Here is a 19,958-nt window from a genome sequence, read left to right on the forward strand (position 1 = left end):
CCCGATGCCCGCCTCCAAGCCCACCGCCCGCCGACCCGAGGTCCGTCCGCGCGCGCGCCGTGCCGCCCATGCGGAACCGGCGTTGCGCGACGAGGGGCAGGGCACGCGCGCCGACACGCTGACCGACCAGGTCTACCAGCGGCTGCGCCAATCGCTGATGACCGGCGCGCTGCTGCCCGAGCAGGTGCTGACCGTGCGCGGCGTGGCCGAGAGCCAGGGCGTGAGCCTGACGCCGGTGCGCGAGGCGGTGCAGCGGCTGGTGGTGGAGCACGGGCTCGAGGTGGTCAACGGCCGCACCATCCGCGTGCCGCGCCTCGACGTCGAGACCTACCGCGAGATCCTCAAGATCCGCATGGAGCTCGAATGCCTGGCCGCCAAGGAGGCCGCGCCGCGCATCTCGAACGACGAGATCGAGCGCCTCGACGGCGTGGTGCAGGCGCACCTGGCGGCCATCCAGGCCGGCGACGCCCATCGCACCTTGCTCGAGAACACCGAATTCCATCTCTCGATATATCGAGCCTCGGGCCAGGCCATCCTGATCCGCATCATCGAGAGCCTGTGGTTGCGCGTCGGCCCCACGCTCAACCTGCTGTTCCCGCAGTACTGCGGCAGTCTCACGGGCCACGAGACGCATCTGACCGCGATGGACGCGCTGCGCCGGCGCGACGGCGACGCGCTCGGGCAGGCGATGCGCGACGACCTGACGCACGGCTCGCGCTACCTGATCCGCCTGCTCAAGCCCTGAAAAAGCGGCTGGCGCGGGTTTTTGCGTAGACAGAATATATTCTGATCGCCTAAAGTGCGGCCCAAGGCCTCGTTGCCGGGGCTCCAGTTCCTTCGTCTGTTCGAAGAAAGGCCGTCGCATGAAGTTGAATCTCTCCCGCCGCGAGTTCCACCTGGCCAGCGCCCACATGCTGCTGGCCTCTTCCGCCGGCTCGCTGCTGCTCGGGGCCTCGGGCCCGGCCGCCGCGCAGGCGCGCTCGGTCAAGCTCGGCACCTTCGGCGCCATCGATGCGCAGAACTACATCCGCGCGAAGAACATGGCGGCCAAGACCTTCGGCGCCGGCACCAGCGCCGACTTCGTGACCGTGCGCGCGGGCTCCGAGGTGATCGCGGCCATGGCCGGCGGCAGCCTCGACATGTGCAACATCGGCTCCAGCCCGATGATGGTCGGCTATGCCAACGGGCTGAAGGCCTCGATGGTCTACGTCTACAAGAACATCGTCGACAGCGAATGCCTGGTGGTGCAGGGCAACTCGGGCATCACCACGGTGGCGGGGCTCAAGGGCAAGAAGATCGGCCTGCCGTTCAACACCTCGGTGCACTTCGCGGCGGTGGCGGCGCTCAAGACCGCGGGCATCGGCCTGGCGGACGTGCAGCTCATCAACATGCGCGCCGACCAGATCGCCTCGGCCTGGCAGCGCCGCGAGATCGATGCCAGCTACATCTGGGTGCCGGTGCTGCCGCGCCTGACCGACGACGGCGGCAAGATCATCTTCAAGACCGGCGACCTCAACAAGAACAACCTGCTGATCTTCGACGGCCTGCTGGTGCGCGACGAGTTCAAGCAGAAGTCGCCCGACCTGGTGCTGGCCTTCCTCAAGGACTACGAGCAGATCGCGCGCACCTTCAAGCAGGAACCGAAGGAAGTGGTCGAGACCATGACCAAGTTCCTCAACGTCGACGAGGCCGCGGTGATGCGCTCGCTCAACACCTTCTACCCGGTGCCCGCGCGCGAGCAGCTGCAGAGCCACTGGATGGGCAAGCCCGGCGAGAAGGACACGGGCGTGCTCAAGACCTTGCAGACGCAGGCGCAGTTCCTCCTGGAGTCGGCGCAGATCTCGGCCATGCCGAAGGACCTGAGCGGGCTCGTCGATTCGAGCTTCGTCGCCAAGATGGCCGCCTGAGGCCATGGGACTGCCACCGCAGCAGGCGGGCACGCCCAAGGTCCGTTTCGAGGAAGTCTCCAAGCGCTTCGGCGATGGCCCCGACGCGGTGCAGGCGCTGGAGCCGATCACGCTCGACATCGCCGAGGGCGCCTTCACCTGCCTGCTCGGCCCCTCGGGCTGCGGCAAGAGCACGCTGCTGAACATCCTCGCGGGCTTCGAGCAGCCCACGGCCGGTCGCGTGCTGATGGACGGCCAGCCGGTGCGCGGCCCCGATCCGCGCCGCGGCGTGGTGTTCCAGCAGGGCGCGCTGTTCACCTGGATGCGCGTGATCGACAACGTGGCCTTCGGGCCGCTGGCCACGGGCAAGTCGGCCGCCGAAGCCACGCGCATCGCTTCGCAGTACCTCGAGATGGTCGGCCTCTCGAGCTTTGCCAGGCGCTATCCCTACGAGCTCTCGGGCGGCATGCAGCAGCGCGTGGGCATTGCGCGCGCGCTCGCCAATTCGCCCGAGATCCTGCTGATGGACGAGCCCTTCGCCGCGCTCGACGCGCAGACGCGCGAGCTGCTGCAGGAGGAGATCAAGCGCATCTGGCACGAGACGCGCAAGACCGTGCTGTGGATCACCCACAGCATCGACGAGGCGCTGTTCCTCGCGACCGAGATCGTCGTGATGTCGGCACGCCCGGGCCGCATCAAGGCGAAGTTTCATCCCGGCTTCGCGCAGAGCGACGATCCGGCCGTGGTCGCGAGCGCCGAGTTCGCGCGCATGAAGGCCGAGATCTTCGGCCTGCTGCGCGAGGAGGCGCTGGCCGCGCAGCACCAGGAGGCGCAGCGATGAGCGCCGCACCGAACCGGCCGAACGGCGCCCGCGGCCGCGCGCGCTGGATCAACCTCGGCTCCTTCGCCGCGCTGTTCGTGCTGTGGCTGCTGATCACCGTGCCGATCGTGGGCGACCAGCCGCTGGTCGCGCCGCTGTTCCTGCCTTCGCCGATGTCGGTATGGAACACCTTCCTCCAGCTCATGCAGAACGGCTACCAGGGCAAGACGCTCGCGCACCACCTGGGCATCAGCCTGTTCCGCTTCGGCGTGGCCTTCGGGCTCACGGTGCTGGTGGCGGTGCCGCTGGGGCTGTGGATGGGCATGAACGAGACCGTGAAGGCGCTGCTCGATCCGCCGATCGAGATCACGCGGCCGATGCCCAAGCTCGCGCTGCTGCCGCTCTTGATCATCTGGTTCGGCATCGGCGAGGTCTCGAAGATCGTGATCATCGTGCTCGCGCTGTTCCCGATCCTCTCGATCAGCGCCATGCAGGCGGTGCGCGCGGTGGGCCGGCGCAAGGTGCAGGCCGCGATGGCGCTCGGCGCCTCGCGCACCATGATCTTCCGGCGCGTGATCTTCCCGGCCAGCCTGCCGGGCATCTTCACCGGCATCCGCGTGAGCATCGGCCTGGGCGTGACCATGCTGGTGGGCGCCGAGATGATCGCCACCAACGCGGGCATCGCCTACATGGCGATGTCGGCCTCCGACTTCCTGCTCACCAACGTCGTGATCGTCGGCGCGCTGATCATGGCGATCCTCGGCTACCTGCTCGACCTGCTGGCGCGGGCGCTCGAAAACAAGGTCGTCCACTGGGGCGGCAAGGAAGGATGAAGCGACCATGGCACTGACACTCCCCGAGCAAGGCGCGTCCTGGCCCGAGCTGCAGCGGCGGCTCGAGGAAGCCGGCCGCGGCGACGCCGACTGGCGCAACGGCCGCGTGCCGATGTTCATCCACTATGCGGGCGAGGACGTGCTCGAGGTGGCCAAGAAGGCCTACCTGATGTACTTCTCCGAGAACGGCCTGGGCCCGCGCGCCTTCGCGAGCCTCGCGACCTTCGAGCGCGAGGTGGTGGAGATGGGCCTTTCGCTGCTGCATGGCGGTGCCGAGTCGCGCGGCGCCATGACCACCGGCGGCACCGAGAGCATCTTCCTCGCGGTCAAGTGCGCGCGCGACCGCGCGCTGGCGCGGCGCCCCGGCATGGCCAAGCCCGAGATCCTGATGCCGCGGAGCGCGCACCCGGCCTTCGACAAGGCCGCGCACTTCCTCGGCCTGGTGCCGGTGCGCACGCCGCTGGCGGCCGACTTCCGCGCCGACCCGGCGGCGATGCGCGCCGCCTTCACGCCCGACACCGCGATGGTGGTGGGCTCGGCGCCGGCCTTTCCGCACGGCGTGGTCGATCCCATTCCCGAGATCGCGGCACTGGCGCGCGAGCACGGCTGCTGGATGCATGTCGATGCCTGCGTGGGCGGCTACTTCGCGCCGTTCGCGCGCGAGCTCGGCGCCGACATTCCCGACTTCGATTTCGCGGTCGAGGGCGTGACCTCGATCTCGGCCGACCTGCACAAGTACGGCTACACCGCCAAGGGCGCCTCGACCCTGTTCTTCGCCGATCCCGAGGCCTTCGCGCTGATGGGCTACTACTTCGACGACTGGCCGCGCGGCCAGTACTTCACCCACACGCTGGTGGGCACGCGCGCGGGCGGCGCCATCGCCGCGGCCTGGGCGGTGATGAACTACCTGGGCCATGCGGGCTATCTGCGCGTGACCGAGCGCGTGCTCGCGACGCGGCGCGCGATGCAGCAAGGCCTCGATGCGCTGGGCCTGCCCACGCTGGGCCGGCCCGAGTTGTCGATCTTCGCCTTCGGCTCGCCCGAACGCGACATGGGCGCCATCGGTCGCGGCCTCGGCGCACGCGGCTGGACCGTGGGCTACGTGAAGAACCCCGACGGCATCCACCACATGCTGAACCTCACGCACGAGCCGGTGGTGGGGCAGTACCTGAGCGACGTGGCGGCGGTGCTGGAGGATCCGGCGACCTTGGCGAGCGGCGCGGCGAGCGCGGTGAAGGCGGAGTACTGAGCCGCCCCCGATTCAGATGTTCGTGCTCGAGGGAATCCGGCTCGGCAGCAGGTGCTCGTAAGGCCGCGAGCGCGTGGTGTTGCGCTGCCTGATCGTCGCCTCGATGTTCGCCAGTGCCGCGCGGAAGCGCTCGAGCGGCCCGCCCTGGCCCGCGATCGCGGGATCGATCAGCACCGGCAGGTGCGGAAAGGCGTTGTCCTTGTACTCGCCGAGCGGCCGGTAGTAGACGCCGCCGAGGATGTGGAACAGCAGGATCTGCTCCTGCGCCGCGAGCCGCGCGGGCAGCATCTGCGACCAGGTGGCCTCCGACTGGCCGGCCGTCGAGGCGGGCGCCGGCGTGCCGGACATGCCCGCGCTGAAGGGCGCATAGGTCATCACCGAGAGCTGCGGGAAGTTCACGGCCGCATGCTGCGCGCTGGTGTTGAAGACGATGGCCGTGATCACGTCGGCCAGCCTGGCGCGCGTGGAAATGACGGGCAGCCCCTTCACCTTGCCGTGGGTCGAGAGGTCGATGGCCCAGGCCTGCAGCTCGTGGTCGCCGCTCACGTCGGTGTCGCTGAGGTAGTAGGTCGCGACGTAGTCGCCTACCCATTGCGCGATCGCGTTCCACAGCAGCAGCGCGTCGTCGCGGTACGGGTATTCGGGCAGCTCGTTCGGGTTGTCGACGCCGCGCGCGCGCAGTTCGTCGGGCAGCATCAGGTTGGCCTGGAAGTCGTAGGCCAGGCGGTCGCGGCCGCACTCGCGCTGCAGGGTCTCGATCGGCGCCGCGAGGATGCCGTCGCCCGTGGTCAGCGGCGCCATGATGATCAGCGTGGCCGCCTCGTTGATGAACATCGCGCCTTCGAGGTGCGGCGACAGCAGGCGGCTCAGCGGATGCGCGGTCGCGAGCTGGCGCTGCGTGGCCATCGCGAAGGCCTCCGACATCAGGTGCGTGCGGCCCAGGTGCACGAACATCTCGTGGTAGTTGAAGTCGGCCACCTGCACCGTGGTCTTGGCCGACTGCCAGGCCCAGTAGGCCTCGGCGTTCGAGGCGTCGTCCACGCGCAGGAAGATCGGATGCTGCGCCGGGTTCTGGCCGCACTGGATGGCCACGGGCACCAACGAACGGCCCGCCTTGGGCCGCGCGAACAGCGCGATCGGCATGAAGACATAGGCGGTGCCGGTCAGCGGCTTGGTCACCGGGCCCGTGGGCGCCATGTCGCCCAGGCCCTCGTAGTCGAGCAGGTAGAGGCGGCCCTCGGCGGCCGCGTCGGCGAGGCTGTCGGCGTTGCCCATGGCCTGCCGGTACTGCGCGTCGGTCAGCGGGAACTTCGAGGGCAGCACGCTGGCCTTGCGGATCAGCATCGGGTTCGGGCCAGCCACGCGCATCCAGGCGAACAGCGCGTTGTCGCGGAAGACCTGCGCGATCGACGGCTTCTCGATGGTCGCGAACAGCGCGTCGTACTGCGCCACGGTGCGCGGCCCGCCGAGCAGGCCCTGGGTCATCAGGTCGTGGTGCACCTGTCGCAACTGCGTGGCGATGTCGCCCGCGGTGCCGGTCAGCGTGCCCAGCAAGGCGAGTGCCGCGGCCGGCAGCGTGAGCAGGCCGGCGTTCTGCGACAGCAGCTGCGCGAAGCTGGCCTGAAGGCTCGAAAGCCGCGTGCGCAGGTTGTCGAGCGTCTGCAGGCTGCCGCTGGCGAGCGGGCTGGTGGCGAAGGAGGCCGCGAAGTTCACGGCCGCCTCGAGTGCGCGCGACAAGGTCAGCAACTGGTGCTCGAGCGCCGGCAGTTCGGCGGGCGGCACGACCGTGCCCATCGGCACTCCCGCGAGGTTGAGGTGCGATTCGGTCCAGAGGTAGGTGGCCTGCCGGCTCACCAGTTCGAGCCGGCGCAAGGTGGCGCTGATCGGATCGATCTTCTGCGGCAAGGTGGGCCTGGGCACCGGCAGCGCGGCCGAGGCGGTGGATGGCGCGCCGGCCAGCAGGCTGCCGAATCCGGCCGCGGTGCCGGCCGCGGCCGCGCCCTTGAGGAGTTCTCTGCGTTTCATCGCTGGTGTTCCCTGTTGTTGTCGTGCATCTGGAACATCGGCCGATGGTTCTCGCCCTGGCCGACAAAATCGAACGCTCGTTCTATTCGAGCCAGCGGATTCTGCGGACGAGGCATGACGCCCGCAATGCGGGTAGCTGCCTAGGGCGAAGGTTCGCATCCGGCGTTGCGAAAGCGCACGCCGGTCAGGTGGGAATCAGCGTCGTCAGGCCGTGTGCGGATGCCGCGCGCGCTCGTACAGCGTGCGCGCGAGCTCGCGGTGCCGCGCGAGCAGCGGCGGCAGCTCGAGATCGACGAAGCGGCCCTCGCGGATGCGCACCTGGCCGTCGATGATGCTGAGCGCGGCCGAGGCCGGCGTGCAGAACACCAGCGCCGCCACCGGGTCGTGCCACGCGCCCGCGTGCGACACGCCGCGCAGGTCGAAGCCCACGACGTCGGCCGACATGCCGGGCGCGAGCGCGCCGATGTCGTCGCGGCCCAGCACGCGCGCGCCGCCCAGGGTCGCGATCTCGAGCGCCTCGCGCGCCGTCATCGCGGCCGGGCCATGGCCCACGCGCTGCAGCAGCATGGCCTGGCGCGCCTCGCCGAGCAGGTGGGCGCCGTCGTTCGAGGCGCTGCCGTCCACGCCCAGGCCCACCGGCACGCCGGCGCGGCGCATGGCGCCGATGGGCGCGATGCCCGAGGCCAGCCGCATGTTCGAGCACGGGCAGTGGGCCACGCCGGTGCCTGTGCGACCGAAGAGGGCGATGCCCGCTTCGTCGAGCTTCACGCAGTGCGCATGCCAGACGTCGTGGCCGACCCAGCCCAGGTCCTCGGCGTACTCGGCCGGCGTCATGCCGAACTTCTCGCGCGAGTAGGCGACGTCGTTGTCGTTCTCGGCCAGGTGCGTGTGCAGCGACACGCCGCGCTCGCGCGCGAGCAGCGCCGAGTCGCGCATGAGCTCGCGCGAGACCGAGAACGGCGAGCAGGGTGCGAGCACGATGCGCCGCATCGAATGGCGCGAGGCGTCGTGCCAGCGATCGATCAGCCGCTCGCTGTCGCGCAGGATCGCGGCCTCGCTCTCCACCACCTCGTCGGGCGGCAGGCCGCCGGCGCTGCGGCCCACGCTCATGCTGCCGCGCGCGGCATGGAAGCGCATGCCCATCGTGGCGGCAGCCTCGATCGAATCGTCGAGCCGCGCGCCGTTGGGGAACAGGTAGAGATGGTCGCTGGTGGTGGTGCAGCCCGAGAGCATCAGCTCGGCCATCGCGGTCTGGGTCGACACGCGGATCATCTCGGGCGTGAGCCGCGCCCACAGCAGGTAGAGGTTGGTGAGCCAGCCGAACAGCTCGGCGTCCTGCGCCTCGGGCACCGCGCGCGTGAGGCTCTGGTACATGTGGTGGTGGGTGTTCACCAGGCCCGGCATCAGCACGTGGCCGTGCAGGTCGATGGCCTCGGCGGCGCCGCTGCGCAGCGCCTCGAGGTAGACCGGCGGCAGCTCGGCCGTGGCACCGACCCAGGCGATGGCCGGCCCGTCGATCACCAGCGCGCCGTCGGCGATCTCGCGCCGCGCGGCGTCCATGGTGACGAGCACGTCGGCGTGGCGCAGCACGCGCAACGGCCGGGGCGAGGAAGCGGTGGAGGCGGTGGAGGGGCTCATGTCATTCGGTTCCGTGCGAGGTGCGTGCCGCCAGTGTGAAGGAACGCTCCCTCGACTGCACGCCGTTGTAGAAGAGATTGAGCAGCACCGCGGCGACGGTGCCGAGCACGATGCCGCTGTGCGTCAGCGGATGGGTCCAGGCCGGGAAGTGCTGGAAGAAGTTCGGCGACAGCGTGGGAATCAGGCCGAGGCCGACGGAGATCGCGATCACGTAGAGCGCGTGGCGCTCGCGCGCGTAGTCGATGCTGCCGAGGATGCGGATGCCGGTGGCCGCGACCATGCCGAACATCACGATGCCCGCGCCGCCGAGCACGAAGGAGGGTACGGAGGCCACCACGTGCGCGACCTTGGGGAACAGCGCGAGCGCGATCAGCAGCACGCCGCCGCCGGCCGCCACGTAGCGCGAGCGCACGCCCGTGACCGTGACCAGCCCCACGTTCTGCGAGAACGAGGTGTAGGGGAAGGTGTTGAACACGCCGCCGATCACCGTGCCCAGGCCGTCGGCGCGCAGGCCGCGCGAGAGCGCGTCGGTGTCGACCTTGCGGCCCGTGATCTCGCCGAGCGCGAGGAACATGCCGGTCGATTCGACCAGGGTGATCAGCATCACGATGCACATCGAGGCGATGGCCGTGAGCTCGAAGCGCGGCAGGCCGAAGTGGAAGGGCGTGGTCAGGGCCATCCAACTCGCTTCCTCGAGGCCGTCGAACTGCATGCGGCCGAGCGCCAGCGACAGCAGCACGCCGAAGACGATGCCCAGCAGCACCGCGATGTTGGCGATGAGGCCCTTGCCGAAGCGCGTGATCGCGATGATCGCCGCCAGCACCGCCGCGGCGATGGCGAGGTTCACCGGCTCGCCGTAGGCCGGGTTGGCCACCGCATGCGCCACGCCCTCGATGCTGCGCGTCGAGGTGGGCTGCCCGCCCGCGGCCCAGTGGATCGCCACCACCATCAGCGAGACGCCGATCAGCGTGATGACCGTGCCCGTCACCAGCGGCGGGAACACGCCGAGCACGCGCCCCATCAGCGGCGCGAGCACGATGCCGAACAGCCCCGCCACGATGGTGGCGCCGTAGATCGCGGGCAGGCCCAGCGAGGGATCGATGCCGATGGCGATCATCGGGCCGACGGCCGCGAAGGTCACGCCCATCATCACGGGCATGCGGATGCCGAAGCGCCAGAAGCCGATGGCCTGCACCAGCGTGGCGATGCCGGCCGCCAGCAGGTCGGCATTGATGAGGAAGGCGATGTCGGCCTTTGAGAGGCCGAGCGCGCCGCCCACGATCAGGGGCACCGCCACCGTGCCCGCGTACATCACGAGCACGTGCTGCAGGCTCAGCGCGCCGCAGCGCATGAGGGGAAGCTTCTGGTCGACCCCTTCGCCGTCTCCTGCGGGGGTCTTTTTGTCGTTCGAAAACATGGGACTTTTCCTTCCGGCCGATGACCGGCGCGGCAGTCTAGGAGCCGGGCCTTCGAACGCGCAAAGTCAATAAATGGCGCGCCCCGTGCACAAAAAGTGGACGGCCCCCGGCGCCCTGTTCAGGGCGCGAGCAGCTCGTCGAGGCAGGCCGTCACATGGTTCGCGAACAGCTCGGCCGCGGGGCTCGGTGCCTGCGCGGCGCGGGTCTCGAGCGTGAGCGTCTGGGCCGGCAGGGTGGCGTCGCGCAGCGGCACGAAGACCAGCGAGCCGTCGTGCATCTCCTCGGCCACGTCGAGCCGGTTGAGCAGCGTGATGCCCTCGCCCTCGCGCACCAGGCGGCGCATCAGCGCGGTGGAGGTGGTCTCGATGACCGGCGAGGCGCGCAGGCCCGAACGCTCGAAGGCGGCGTCGATGATCGGCCGGATCGACAGCGAGGGCGCGGGCAGCAGCAGCGGATGGCCCACGCACTCGGCCAGCACGGTGCTCGCATGGGCCGTGAGCGCATGGCCGGGCGGCACCACCGCGCCGATCGGCCATTCGCTCGCGAACAGCGTGCGAAAACCCGCCGTGGCTGGCACGTCGTAGGCCAGCGCGAGGTCGGCGTCGCCTTCGCGCACGCCGTGCAGCACGGCCGCGATCGGCAGGCCCAGCAGCTTGAGCTGGATGCCGGGATGGGCCGCGCGAAAGCGCCGCACCACGCCCGGCAGGAAGGCGTCGGCGAGCCCGGCGGTGGTGGCCAGCGTGACCTCGCCCTGGCGCAGCCCGCGCATGGCCTCGATGCGCTGGCGCACGCCGTCGAACTCGCGCAGCGTGCCGCGCGCATGCGCCAGCACCAGCTCGCCCACCGGCGTGAGCTTGAGCGTGTTGTGGATGCGCTCGAACAGCGGCGCGCCCAGCTCCTCCTCGAGGTTGAGGATCTGCCGGTTGATCGCGGTCGGCACCACGTGCAGCTGCGCGGCCGCCTTGCGGATCGAACCCGCGCGAACCACCTCGACGAAGTACCGGACCACCTTGGCGTGCATGACATCTCCCGCGCCACCGTGGGCGCGGGGGGATCATGCATGCGGGGTCAGAGGTCGGGCAAGCCCAGCGCGGGATCGCTGACCGAATGCTTGCCGGTCTCGACGCGGCCGGCGAAGCGGCGGTAGTAGGCCGGATCGGCATCGCAGGTGACAGCGAAGTCGTACCACTGGCCGCTGGCCGCGAGCTCCCAGTGCAGCTCGGCCTTGGCGCCGCCCGCGACGGTCGCGGTCCACGGGCCGTCGTCGCGGTAGGCCTTGGCGCGCACGCTGAACTTCGCCGCGGCCTGGCCGCCGTTCATCATCTCGAGGTAGACGTTGCCGTTGGCGATGTCGTAGCACACGCGCAGCTCGGGCACGGCCGCGCCGCCGGCGCGCAATGCGCTGAGGTCGCCCTGGAAATGGCGGTGGTAGCCGTTGGGGCCGAGCACCCAGAGGTCGTAGCGGCCGGCGTTGTCGGCGGTCGCGTTCCAGCGGTCGTCGAGCGACTTGCCGGCTTCGACCATGTAGCGGCGCGGCAGGCGGTCGAGGTTGAGGCGGTCGTAGACATGGAACACGGCGGCCGCGTTGCCGGTGTTGGCGAACAGCAGCTGCAGCGTGCCGCCGGCCGCGTCGGCCCTGGCGCTGGTGTGCAGCTCGTAGGGCAGCGCGCGCGAGGGCCGCGTGCCCGTGGCCTGGCGCGGCAGCAGGCCGTTGGCCGGCGGCGTGACCTGCGGCAGCGCCTGCTGCGCGGCGCGCAGCTGGTCGGCCTCGGCCTTGGTGCGGCGGCCCGCGAGCGTGGGCAGCGCCTCGCCGTTGGGATTGGCGAAGTTGAAGGCGCTCGTGAGGTCGCCGTTGACCGCGCGGCGGAACGGGCCGATGTTGCTTTCCTTCACGCCGAAGCGGGCCTCGACGAAGCGCAGCACCGAGGTGTGGTCGAAGGTCTGCGAGTTGACCCAGCCGCCTCGGCTCCAGGGCGAGATCACGTACATCGGCACGCGCATGCCGGGGCCGTAGACGTTGCCGTCGGGCGTGGGCTGCGACTGCGTCATGCCCGGCGGCTTGGGATGGTTGAAGTACTCGAAGCTCAGGTCCGCGTCGGACATCGTGGTCTTGCCCGCGAAGGCCTTCACCGAGGGATCGGCCGATGCGATGGGCGAGGGCGCCGAGGCCGAGGGCACGTGGTCGAAGTAGCCGTCGTTCTCGTCGAAGTTCACGAACAGCACGGTCTTGCTCCAGACCTCGGGCACGGCGGTGAGCGCCTCCAGCACCTGCTGGATGTACCACGCGCCCTGCACCGGGCTCGAGGGACCGGGGTGCTCGGAGTAGACGTCGGGCGGGATCACCCACGACACCGCCGGCAGCCGGCCGGCCTTCACGTCGGCGCGGAAGGCATCCATGATCGCGCCCGCGTCGAAGGCCGCCTGGTGGGCCACCGGCAGCGTGTTGGCCGTGCCCTTGTAGAGCGGGTTGCCGGCGTCGTCGCCGGGCGCGTAGGCCGGCGATGCGCCCTGCGGCAGCGAGGTGCTGACCGGCTTGGACGAGGCCTCGTTGGCCTTGCGGAAGTTCTTGAAGCCCAGCAGCGGATTGCAGCCGTAGTTGTTCGGGATGTTCTGGTAGACCATCCAGCTCACGCCCGCGTCCTGCAGGCGCTCGGCATAGGTCTTCCATTCGTAGCCCTCGGTCGAGGGACCGGTCGAGCTCCAGGCATTGACGTTGTTCACGTAGGCCACGTTGCCGCCCGTGGGGCCGTTGGTGCCGGTCCAGTGGAACGAGCGGTTGGCGTGCGTGCCGGTGTGCATCGCGCAGTGGTAGTCGTCGCAGATCGTGAAGGCGTTGGCCAGCGCGAACTGGAACGGCAGCTCGGCCTCGGCGAGGTAGCCCATCGACTGCACGTAGGGCGCGGTGCTGCTGACCTTCTTGTAGCGCGGCCACTGGTAGAGGCGGCCGCCGTCCCAGGCGTTGTGCGAGTCGACCCAGGTGTGCGGCGTGCTGCTCACGCGCTGCGCATTGCCTTTGCTGCCGTCGAGGTGATAGGGCAGCACCACCTTGCCGTTCTCGTCGAGCTGCTGCCACACGTTGAGCCCGTTGGGCAGCGGGATCGGGAAGCGGTCGCCGAAGCCGCGCACGCCCTGCAGCGTGCCGAAGTAGTGGTCGAACGAACGGTTCTCCTGCATCAGGATCACGATGTGCTCGACGTCCTGGATGGTGCCGGTCTTGTTGTTGGCGGGAATCGCGAGCGCGCGGCGGATGGCCGGCGGAAAGGCCGAGAGCGCGAGCGCGGCGGCGCCGGTGGTGGCGGTGCCGGTGAGGAATTTGCGGCGTGAGGTCATGGTCTTGTCGTGTTGTTTTTCGGGCCGTTGTATCAGGGCGCGCAGCGCATCACAGGCTGCGTGATGGCGGGCGGGTTCTGCGTGCCGCCGTCGCCCGGGTTGCCCGTGCCGGGCAGTCCGCCGAAGCCGCCGCCGCTGCCGCCACCGCAGGCGGCGAGGGTGCAGGCCAGGATCAGCGCCGGCAGCAGCCGTGCGCGCGAGAAGAAGAGATGCATGGGAAATCCTCGCAGGTGTGTTTTCTTGTGAAGAGGCGACGAGGAGCGCGCCGCCACTGCCACGGTAGGAAGCGGCAATGACAGTCGAGTGAAGAACGAGGCCCAGGTGTAAGCGCGCGTTGCGCCTGCGCGCACGATGAATACCAAAGCCGGACAGGCAGCGCGCGAAGGGCTCGCGCGTACCGTGTCCGGCTTGGTGGGAAGGCTGCGGGAGTGAAGCTGGAGCGTGTCGCGTGTCGACTACCCGGAGGTGCGTTGCCTCAAGTCACCGTGAACGTCACCGGTCCCGCGAGAGCCTCGTACCCATCGTTGGCCAACAGCCATGCCTTGTAGGTGCCCGCGGCAAGAGCGGCCGTCTTCAGCGTCACCTGGCCACTGGATCGGGGCGCGTACTCGTAGATGCTGTACGTGCGATAGCCGGCCTGGGTCGGCACCGTGCTCGAAGAGGGAAAGAGACCGATCCAGTTGGTGGCGCTCAGGCTTGCATCCGGCACGCTGTAGCTGAAGTCGATCGTGCTTCCCGCGGGGATGCTGGGCTTCAAGGCCGCCAGTGTCGCGGGCACGACGGGCGGTGGCGGATCGGCGGGAATGACCGGCGGCGGTGGCAGGTCGAGCTTCGGATCGGACTTGCTCGGCTGGCCGGTCTCGACATGCCCCGCGAAGCGCCGCAGGAAGCCGTCGCCGGTGTCGGCCGTGATGGACAGGTCGTACCAGCCGTCGCTCGTGGCCAAGTCCCAGGTGTCCTCGACGCTGGCACCGGCGCTCAGGCTGAAGTCGCGAGCCGCGGCGCTGCCATAGCCGTTGGTCACGCTGAGCCGGCATGGCGTATCGCCCGTGTTCCGGAGCGTCAGCACGATGTTGCGACGGGTCAGTTCGTAGCAGGCGGCAACTTCCGGATTGGCATGCCCCACGCTGGTGGCCGTCGATACATTGCCCTTGAACTGGCGCAGGAAGCCATTGGCGCCGTGGACGCTGAAGTCGTAGTTGCCCTGCGTGAGCGCCACGGCGCTCCAGTAGTCGGAGAGCTTCTTGCCCGCTTCGACGGTGTAGACCCACGGGCCGTCGGTGCGATTGCCGGCATAGACATGGAACACCGCGGCCACGCCACCGGTGTTGCCGAAGTCGAGCCAGTACCTGCCGGCCGCGCTGTCGGTCCTGCCATGCACGAACAGTTCGTAGGGGATGGCGCGGGCGGGTCGCTGGCCGGGTTCTTGCCTCGGCAGCGTCTGCACGGTGGGCACCTGCGACTGATAGCTGCCGGGGTTCGTCGTGGGCGGTATGTAGCCCGCGGTGGAGGTCAGCGCGGGAATGACCGGATCGGGATGGGCGAAATCGAAAGCCGTGTTCAGGTCGCCGCAGACCGCGCGGCGCCAGGGCGAGATGTTCGGTTCCTGCACGCCGAACCGGGCTTCGATGAAGCGCACGATCGACGTGTGGTCGAACACCTGCGAATTGACCCAGCCGCCCTTGGACCAGGGAGAGATCACGAGCATCGGGACACGCACGCCCAGGCCGAAAGGCTGGCCGTCGGTGTGGTACTCGTTCTTGGTGCTGACCGTGGATTGGCCCTGATCCGCCGAGGACGGCGCGAAGGGCGGCGGCATGTGGTCGAACGAACCGTCGTTCTCGTCGTAGGTCACGAGCAGCACGGTCTTGCTCCAGACCTCCGCGTTCGAGGTCAGCGTCTGCAGCACTTGGTCGATGTACCAGGCGCCGCCGTTCGACGGCCAGTCGGGGTGCTCGGTATAGGCTTCGGGCGCGGCGATCCACGACACCTTCGGCAGCGTGTTGTTGGCGACGTCGCTCTTGAGCTGGTCGAAGAGCGTTCCGCTGACCGCGATGTTGGTGCCGGTCCGGGCTTTCTCGTAGAGCGCATCACCGGGCCTGGCGGCGCGGTACTGCTTGAAGTACAGCAGCGAGTTGTCGCCGTAGTTGCCGATGAAGCCGTCGTCGCCCACCCAGCCCCAGTTGCCCTGTGCGTTCAGTCCCTTGCCGATGTCCTGGTAGATCTTCCAGGAGATGCCTGCGGCCTCGAGCCGCTCGGGATAGGTCGTCCAGCTGTAGTTGCCGGTTTCGCCGTTCGAGATGTCGGGCCCGCCGGTGGCGCCGTTGGTGCCGTCGTTGCCGCAGCAGCCGCTGAACATGTAGTAGCGATTGGGATCGGTGGGACCCAGCAGCGAGCAGTGGTAGCCGTCGCAGATCGTGAAGGCGTCGGCCAGCGCGAAATGGAAGGGGATGTCCTCACGCGTCATGTAGGCCATCGTGCGGCTGCCCTTGGCCGTCACCCAGCCGTCGTTGCGGCCCTTGTTCCAGGCGTTGTGCCCGTCGGTCCAGCCGTGGGGCAGGCCCGAGACGTATTTCGAGCCGAGGTTGCCGGCATCCGGGTGGTAAGGCAGCACGTAGCCGCTGCCCCGGGGCTGGTACCAGACGGGCTTGCCGTTGGGCAGCGCGATCGGCCTCGGGTCGCCGAAACCGCGCACGCCCTGGAGCGTGCCGAAGTACTGGTCGAACGAGCGGTTCTCCTGCATCAGGATCACGATGTGCTCGACGTCCTGGATCGTGCCCGTCTTGTTGTTGGCGGGAATGGCGAGAGCGCGGCGAATGCTTGGCGGAAAGGCCGAGAGCGCGAGCGCGGCGGCGCCGGTGGTGGCGGCACCGGTGAGGAAGTTGCGGCGGGAGTTCATCGCGTGCGTTGTCCTCAGAGATCGGCCATGCCCAGGGCGGGATCGCTCACGCCATGCTTGCCGGTTTCGACGCGGCCCGCGAAGCGGCGCTGCCAACTCGCATCGGCATCGCAGCTCACGACGAAGTCGTACCAGGCGCCGCTGGCGGCGAGGTCCCAGTGCAGCTCGGCCTTGGCGCCGCCCGCGACGCTCGCGCTCCACGGACCGTCGTCGCGGTAGGCCTTGGCGCGCACCGTGAACTTCGCGGCGGCCTGTCCGGCGTTGAGCATCTCGAGGTAGACGTTGCCGTTGGCGATGTCGTAGCACACGCGCACCTCGGGGATGGCGGCGCCGCCCGCGCGCAGCCGGTTGAGGTCGCCCTTGAAGTGGCGGTGATAGCCGTTCGGTCCGAGCACCCAGAGGTCGTAGGCGCCGCTGTCGTCGCTCATCGCGTTCCAGGCATCGTCGAGCTGCTTGCCCGGCTCCACCATGAAGCGGCGCGGCAGGCGATCGAGGTGCAGCCGGTCGTAGACATGGAAGACGGCGGCGGCCTTGCCGGTGTTGGCGAAGACGAGCTGGATCGTCCCGCCGACGGCATTGGCGCGTGCGCTGGTGTGCAGCTCGTAGGGCAAGGCACGCGAGGGTCGCGTGCCGGTGGCCTGGCGTGGCAGTTGAGGATTGAGCGGCAGGGGAACCTTCGGGCGCTTGGTCGTGCCATCAGCCTCGAACTCCTGCGACTTGCTCAGCTGGTTGGCCTCGTCCAGGCTCTTGCGTCCCGCGAGCGTGGGCAAGGTCTCGCCGTTCGGGTTGGCGAAGTTGAACGCGCTCGTGAGGTCGCCGCACACCGCGCGCCGGAACGGGCTGATGTTGGGCTCCTGCACGCCGAAGCGCGTCTCGATGAAGCGCAGCACCGAGGTATGGTCGAAGGCTTGCGAATTGACCCAGCCGCCGCGGCTCCAGGGCGAGACCACGTACATGGGAACGCGCTTGCCCGGTCCGAAGACCCGGCCATCCGGGGGGTACTTGGCCTGTTTGGCGGTGCCGGGAGGCGCCGGGTAGTTGTGATATTCGAATGCGAGCTGTGCGTCGCTCAGCGTGGTCTTGCCGGCGGGCTTCTTGTTCGCGTCGATCGACGGCGCGGCTGGCGACGGATAGTGGTCGAAGAAGCCGTCGTTCTCGTCGAAGTTGATGAACAGCACGGTCTTGCTCCACACCTCGGGCACGGCGGTGAGCGCATCCAGCACCTCCTGGATGTACCAGGCGCCCTGCACGGGGCTGGAGGGGCCGGGGTGCTCGGAGTAGGTGGCAGGCGCGACGATCCACGACACCTGCGGCAGCCTGCCGCTCTTCACGTCGTTGCGGAAGGTGTTCAGGTACTCGTTCACGCCGGTGCCGGGCATGGTGTTGGCGATGCCCTTGTACAGCGGGTTGCCGACGTCGTCGCTGGCCGGGTCGTAGGCGGGCACGGTGCCGCTGCTGTTGATCGGCTTGCCCGATGCCTCGCTGGCCTGGCGGTACTGCTTGAAGCCGGTGAGCGGGTTGTCGCCGAAGTTGTCGCGCATGTTTTCGTACACGATCCAGCGCACGCCCGCCGCCTGCAGGCGCTCGGGGTAGGTCTTCCACTGGTAGCCGCTGGTCGAGGGTGGCGTGTAGCTGTCATCCCATTCGTTGGTGACCGTGGCCACGCCGGCGCCGGTGGGGCCGTTGGTGCCGCTCCAGACGAACATGCGGTTCGAATTGGTGCCCGCGTGCATGCTGCAGTGGTAGCCGTCGCACAGGGTGAAGGCATTGGCCAGCGCCATCTGGTAGGGCACTTCCGCTTCCTTGTAGTAGCCCATGGAGAGCGAGCCCTTGTAGCGCGGCCACTGGTCGTTGCGGCCGCCGTCCCAGGCGTTCTGGCCGTCGGACCAGTCGTGCGGGGTCTGGCCCGAGCGCAGCGCGTTGCCCTTGGTCTGGTCGAGGTGGTAGGGCAGCACGAGGTTGCCCTTGTCGTCGGCTTGCTGCCAGACGTTCTTGCCGTCCGGCAGCGGAATCGTGAAGCGATCGCCGAAGCCGCGCACGCCCATCAGCGTGCCGAAGTAGTGGTCGAACGAGCGGTTCTCCTGCATCAGGATCACGACGTGCTCGACATCCTGGATCGTGCCGGTCTTGTTGTTGGCGGGAATCGCGAGGGCGCGGCGGATGCTCGGCGGAAAGGCCGAGAGCGCGAGCGCGGCGGCGCCGGTGGTGGCGGCGCCGGTGAGGAAATGGCGGCGGGAGTTGGTGGTCATCGCGTGGGCGTCCTGGGGTGCTTCGACAAGGCCGCGTTCACGGTGCACAGCGCTTCACGGGCTCGGTGACGGGCGGCGTGCCACCGCCGGGATTGCCCGCGCCCGGAAGGCCGCCGAAGAAGCCGCCGCCATCGCTTCCGCCACCGCAGGCGGAAAGCAGGCAGGCCAGCAGGGCGGCTGGCACGAGACGCAGCAGGTGATGGGAAAGCGTGGGGTTCATGGTCGATCCTCTCTGGGGTGGTGGTGTGCGTGGCGACGCCTTGAGCCGGCCCGTCCGGAGCGCTCGCGGTGTCGATGAAAAAAGCGATCTCGCCGCGCCGACATCGCGCGGAAGTTTGGCGTTCTTGAACTTACGTATTCAGTTGTAGCCAGGCGCCGCGTGCGAGGCGCAACAGGCCCTGTGCCAAGTGGCGAGGGCCTTGAAAGCAGGCGTTGAGACAGCGACGAAGATTAGGGAGAGCCCGTGACTTTGCGGTGAATCGGGCGTGACAACGGCGAGGCATGCGCATGACATCGCGCTCGCCATGGCTGCGAAAGAACGGAGAGGGAGGCGGTCGATGCGTTCGACCGCGAGGTGGGCGCCGGGGCGGCGCCGGTGGTCAGCGCGAACGCGGCTTCGGGGGCTTGGCCGCGGCCTTGGCGGCGCGCTTTTTCGCCGGCGCCTTCACGGCCTTCTTCACGGCTTCGACCGCGGGCACCGAGACCTCGTTGCTGATCCCGCTCGACACATGCCCCGCCGGCACATGCCGTGCCGCCGCATCGACATGGCCGGTCTGGTCGTCGAAGAAGAAGTCGGGCTCGAATTCGCGCAGGAACTCGCCCTTGGGCAGGCCGCCGAGGAACATGGCCTCGTCGACCCGGATGTTCCAGTTCATCAGCGTGCGGATGGCGCGCTCGTGCGCGGGCGCGCTGCGCGCCGTGACCAGCGCGGTGCGGATGCGCATCTGCGCATTGCCCGCCATCTGCAGCCGGTGCAGCGCGGCCAGCAGCGGCTTGAACGGGCCGCCGGGCAGCGGCAGGTCGACCTTGCTCGCCTCGTGCGCCTGGAAGGCATCGAGGCCCTCGGCCTGGAACACGCGCTCGGCCTCGTCGCTGAACAGCACGGCGTCGCCGTCGAAGGCGATGCGCACCTCGTTGGGCCAGGCATCGCCGGCCTTCACCGATTCGACCAGCACGCGCGCGGCCGGGAAGCCGGCGCCCAGCGCCTCGCGCACGTCCTGCGCGTTGACCGACAGGAACAGGTGCGCGCGCAGCGCGCGCAAATAGCCGAAGGGCGGGCGGCCCTGGGTGAACACGCCGCGCTGCAGCTTGATGTCGGCCGCGGCGCTGGAGCGGAAGATGCGCATGCCCGAGACCGGGTCGTTGCGCGAGAGGATCACGACCTCGACACGCTGCACGCCGTCGTCGTTGAAGCGCAGCAGCTTGCGGATCAGCGAATAGGCGATGCCGGGCGCGGCCGGCACGTCGAGCCGGTCGAGCTGCAGCTTCATGTAGCCCGTGTCGTCGCCCGACTCGAAGATCTTGTTCTCTTCTTCGAGGTTGAACAGGGCGCGCGAGGAGATCGCGACCACGAGCTTGTCTTCGAGGGTGACGGGCATGGCGTGCGGTTGT

At 69.1% G+C, this 19,958-nt stretch carries 14 protein-coding genes and 1 pseudogene; 5 read left to right on the top strand and 10 right to left on the bottom strand.

Going from position 1 to position 19,958, the window contains the following annotated elements:
* The first annotated feature begins 4 nt into the window (after nucleotides 1-4).
* The 5 genes from AC07RV_RS29825 (at nucleotide 5) to AC07RV_RS29845 (ending at nucleotide 4,788) form a co-directional block, all read left to right on the top strand.
* On the top strand, nucleotides 5-745 hold the full coding sequence (locus AC07RV_RS29825; protein WP_296780626.1) for a GntR family transcriptional regulator: 741 nt from the start codon (nucleotides 5-7) through the stop codon (nucleotides 743-745).
* A 118-nt stretch (nucleotides 746-863) separates the two neighbouring features.
* Complete coding sequence (locus AC07RV_RS29830) at nucleotides 864-1,907, top strand: taurine ABC transporter substrate-binding protein (protein WP_296780629.1); 1,044 nt, start codon at nucleotides 864-866, stop codon at nucleotides 1,905-1,907.
* Between the two features lie 4 nt (nucleotides 1,908-1,911).
* A complete protein-coding gene (locus tag AC07RV_RS29835) occupies nucleotides 1,912-2,727 on the top strand; it encodes an ABC transporter ATP-binding protein (protein ID WP_296780632.1) in 816 nt (271 codons plus the stop codon).
* The gene (locus AC07RV_RS29840) at nucleotides 2,724-3,539 is read left to right on the top strand and encodes an ABC transporter permease (RefSeq protein WP_296780635.1); all 816 of its coding nucleotides are present in this window, start codon (nucleotides 2,724-2,726) and stop codon (nucleotides 3,537-3,539) included. Before AC07RV_RS29835 ends, AC07RV_RS29840 begins: the two co-directional genes overlap by 4 nt.
* A gap of 7 nt (nucleotides 3,540-3,546) precedes the next feature.
* Nucleotides 3,547-4,788, top strand: coding sequence for a pyridoxal phosphate-dependent decarboxylase family protein (locus AC07RV_RS29845; protein ID WP_296780639.1), 1,242 nt, complete (start codon nucleotides 3,547-3,549; stop codon nucleotides 4,786-4,788).
* 12 nt (nucleotides 4,789-4,800) lie between these two features.
* Here AC07RV_RS29845 and AC07RV_RS29850 read toward each other — a convergent pair whose 3' ends face one another.
* From AC07RV_RS29850 to AC07RV_RS29895, 10 genes and pseudogenes are all read right to left on the bottom strand, one after another.
* The gene (locus AC07RV_RS29850) at nucleotides 4,801-6,813 is read right to left on the bottom strand and encodes a lipoxygenase family protein (protein ID WP_296780644.1); all 2,013 of its coding nucleotides are present in this window, start codon (nucleotides 6,811-6,813) and stop codon (nucleotides 4,801-4,803) included.
* Between the two features lie 204 nt (nucleotides 6,814-7,017).
* Nucleotides 7,018-8,451, bottom strand: a complete 1,434-nt coding sequence (locus tag AC07RV_RS29855) for an 8-oxoguanine deaminase (RefSeq protein ID WP_296780647.1) — start codon at nucleotides 8,449-8,451, stop codon at nucleotides 7,018-7,020.
* A 1-nt stretch (nucleotide 8,452) separates the two neighbouring features.
* Nucleotides 8,453-9,868 carry a nucleobase:cation symporter-2 family protein gene (locus AC07RV_RS29860; protein ID WP_296780650.1) on the bottom strand — a complete coding sequence of 472 codons (1,416 nt, stop codon included), beginning with the start codon at nucleotides 9,866-9,868 and terminating at the stop codon, nucleotides 8,453-8,455.
* A 119-nt stretch (nucleotides 9,869-9,987) separates the two neighbouring features.
* Nucleotides 9,988-10,890, bottom strand: a complete 903-nt coding sequence (locus tag AC07RV_RS29865) for a LysR substrate-binding domain-containing protein (RefSeq protein WP_057593776.1) — start codon at nucleotides 10,888-10,890, stop codon at nucleotides 9,988-9,990.
* A gap of 47 nt (nucleotides 10,891-10,937) precedes the next feature.
* Nucleotides 10,938-13,199, bottom strand: a complete 2,262-nt coding sequence (locus tag AC07RV_RS29870) for a phosphocholine-specific phospholipase C (RefSeq protein WP_296780655.1) — start codon at nucleotides 13,197-13,199, stop codon at nucleotides 10,938-10,940.
* Between the two features lie 32 nt (nucleotides 13,200-13,231).
* Nucleotides 13,232-13,414, bottom strand: coding sequence for a hypothetical protein (locus tag AC07RV_RS29875; RefSeq protein WP_296780658.1), 183 nt, complete (start codon nucleotides 13,412-13,414; stop codon nucleotides 13,232-13,234).
* A gap of 617 nt (nucleotides 13,415-14,031) precedes the next feature.
* Nucleotides 14,032-16,098: pseudogene (locus AC07RV_RS29880) on the bottom strand (phosphocholine-specific phospholipase C); the annotation flags it as partial.
* A gap of 14 nt (nucleotides 16,099-16,112) precedes the next feature.
* The gene (locus AC07RV_RS29885) at nucleotides 16,113-18,347 is read right to left on the bottom strand and encodes a phosphocholine-specific phospholipase C (RefSeq protein ID WP_296780663.1); all 2,235 of its coding nucleotides are present in this window, start codon (nucleotides 18,345-18,347) and stop codon (nucleotides 16,113-16,115) included.
* A 37-nt stretch (nucleotides 18,348-18,384) separates the two neighbouring features.
* Nucleotides 18,385-18,567, bottom strand: a complete 183-nt coding sequence (locus tag AC07RV_RS29890) for a hypothetical protein (RefSeq protein WP_093355435.1) — start codon at nucleotides 18,565-18,567, stop codon at nucleotides 18,385-18,387.
* Nucleotides 18,568-18,946: 379 nt separating this feature from the next.
* Entirely contained in the window at nucleotides 18,947-19,945 is a 999-nt protein-coding gene (locus AC07RV_RS29895) for a 5'-nucleotidase (RefSeq protein ID WP_256223081.1), read from the bottom strand.
* Nucleotides 19,946-19,958 lie beyond the last annotated feature (13 nt).

Source organism: Variovorax sp. GW821-FHT09B01, from assembly GCF_059418345.1.

Excerpts from the sequence above, each read along its gene's own strand:
- AC07RV_RS29850 (WP_296780644.1), bottom strand. The coding sequence starts at position 6,813 with ATGAAACGCAGAGAACTCCTCAAGGGCGCGGCCGCGGCCGGCACCGCG.
- AC07RV_RS29895 (WP_256223081.1), bottom strand. The coding sequence starts at position 19,945 with ATGCCCGTCACCCTCGAAGACAAGCTCGTGGTCGCGATCTCCTCGCGC.
- AC07RV_RS29885 (WP_296780663.1), bottom strand. The coding sequence starts at position 18,347 with ATGACCACCAACTCCCGCCGCCATTTCCTCACCGGCGCCGCCACCACC.
- AC07RV_RS29855 (WP_296780647.1), bottom strand. The coding sequence starts at position 8,451 with ATGAGCCCCTCCACCGCCTCCACCGCTTCCTCGCCCCGGCCGTTGCGC.
- AC07RV_RS29845 (WP_296780639.1), top strand. The coding sequence starts at position 3,547 with ATGGCACTGACACTCCCCGAGCAAGGCGCGTCCTGGCCCGAGCTGCAG.
- AC07RV_RS29865 (WP_057593776.1), bottom strand. The coding sequence starts at position 10,890 with ATGCACGCCAAGGTGGTCCGGTACTTCGTCGAGGTGGTTCGCGCGGGT.
- AC07RV_RS29840 (WP_296780635.1), top strand. The coding sequence starts at position 2,724 with ATGAGCGCCGCACCGAACCGGCCGAACGGCGCCCGCGGCCGCGCGCGC.
- AC07RV_RS29890 (WP_093355435.1), bottom strand. The coding sequence starts at position 18,567 with ATGAACCCCACGCTTTCCCATCACCTGCTGCGTCTCGTGCCAGCCGCC.
- AC07RV_RS29825 (WP_296780626.1), top strand. The coding sequence starts at position 5 with ATGCCCGCCTCCAAGCCCACCGCCCGCCGACCCGAGGTCCGTCCGCGC.
- AC07RV_RS29830 (WP_296780629.1), top strand. The coding sequence starts at position 864 with ATGAAGTTGAATCTCTCCCGCCGCGAGTTCCACCTGGCCAGCGCCCAC.
- AC07RV_RS29860 (WP_296780650.1), bottom strand. The coding sequence starts at position 9,868 with ATGTTTTCGAACGACAAAAAGACCCCCGCAGGAGACGGCGAAGGGGTC.
- AC07RV_RS29875 (WP_296780658.1), bottom strand. The coding sequence starts at position 13,414 with ATGCATCTCTTCTTCTCGCGCGCACGGCTGCTGCCGGCGCTGATCCTG.
- AC07RV_RS29835 (WP_296780632.1), top strand. The coding sequence starts at position 1,912 with ATGGGACTGCCACCGCAGCAGGCGGGCACGCCCAAGGTCCGTTTCGAG.
- AC07RV_RS29870 (WP_296780655.1), bottom strand. The coding sequence starts at position 13,199 with ATGACCTCACGCCGCAAATTCCTCACCGGCACCGCCACCACCGGCGCC.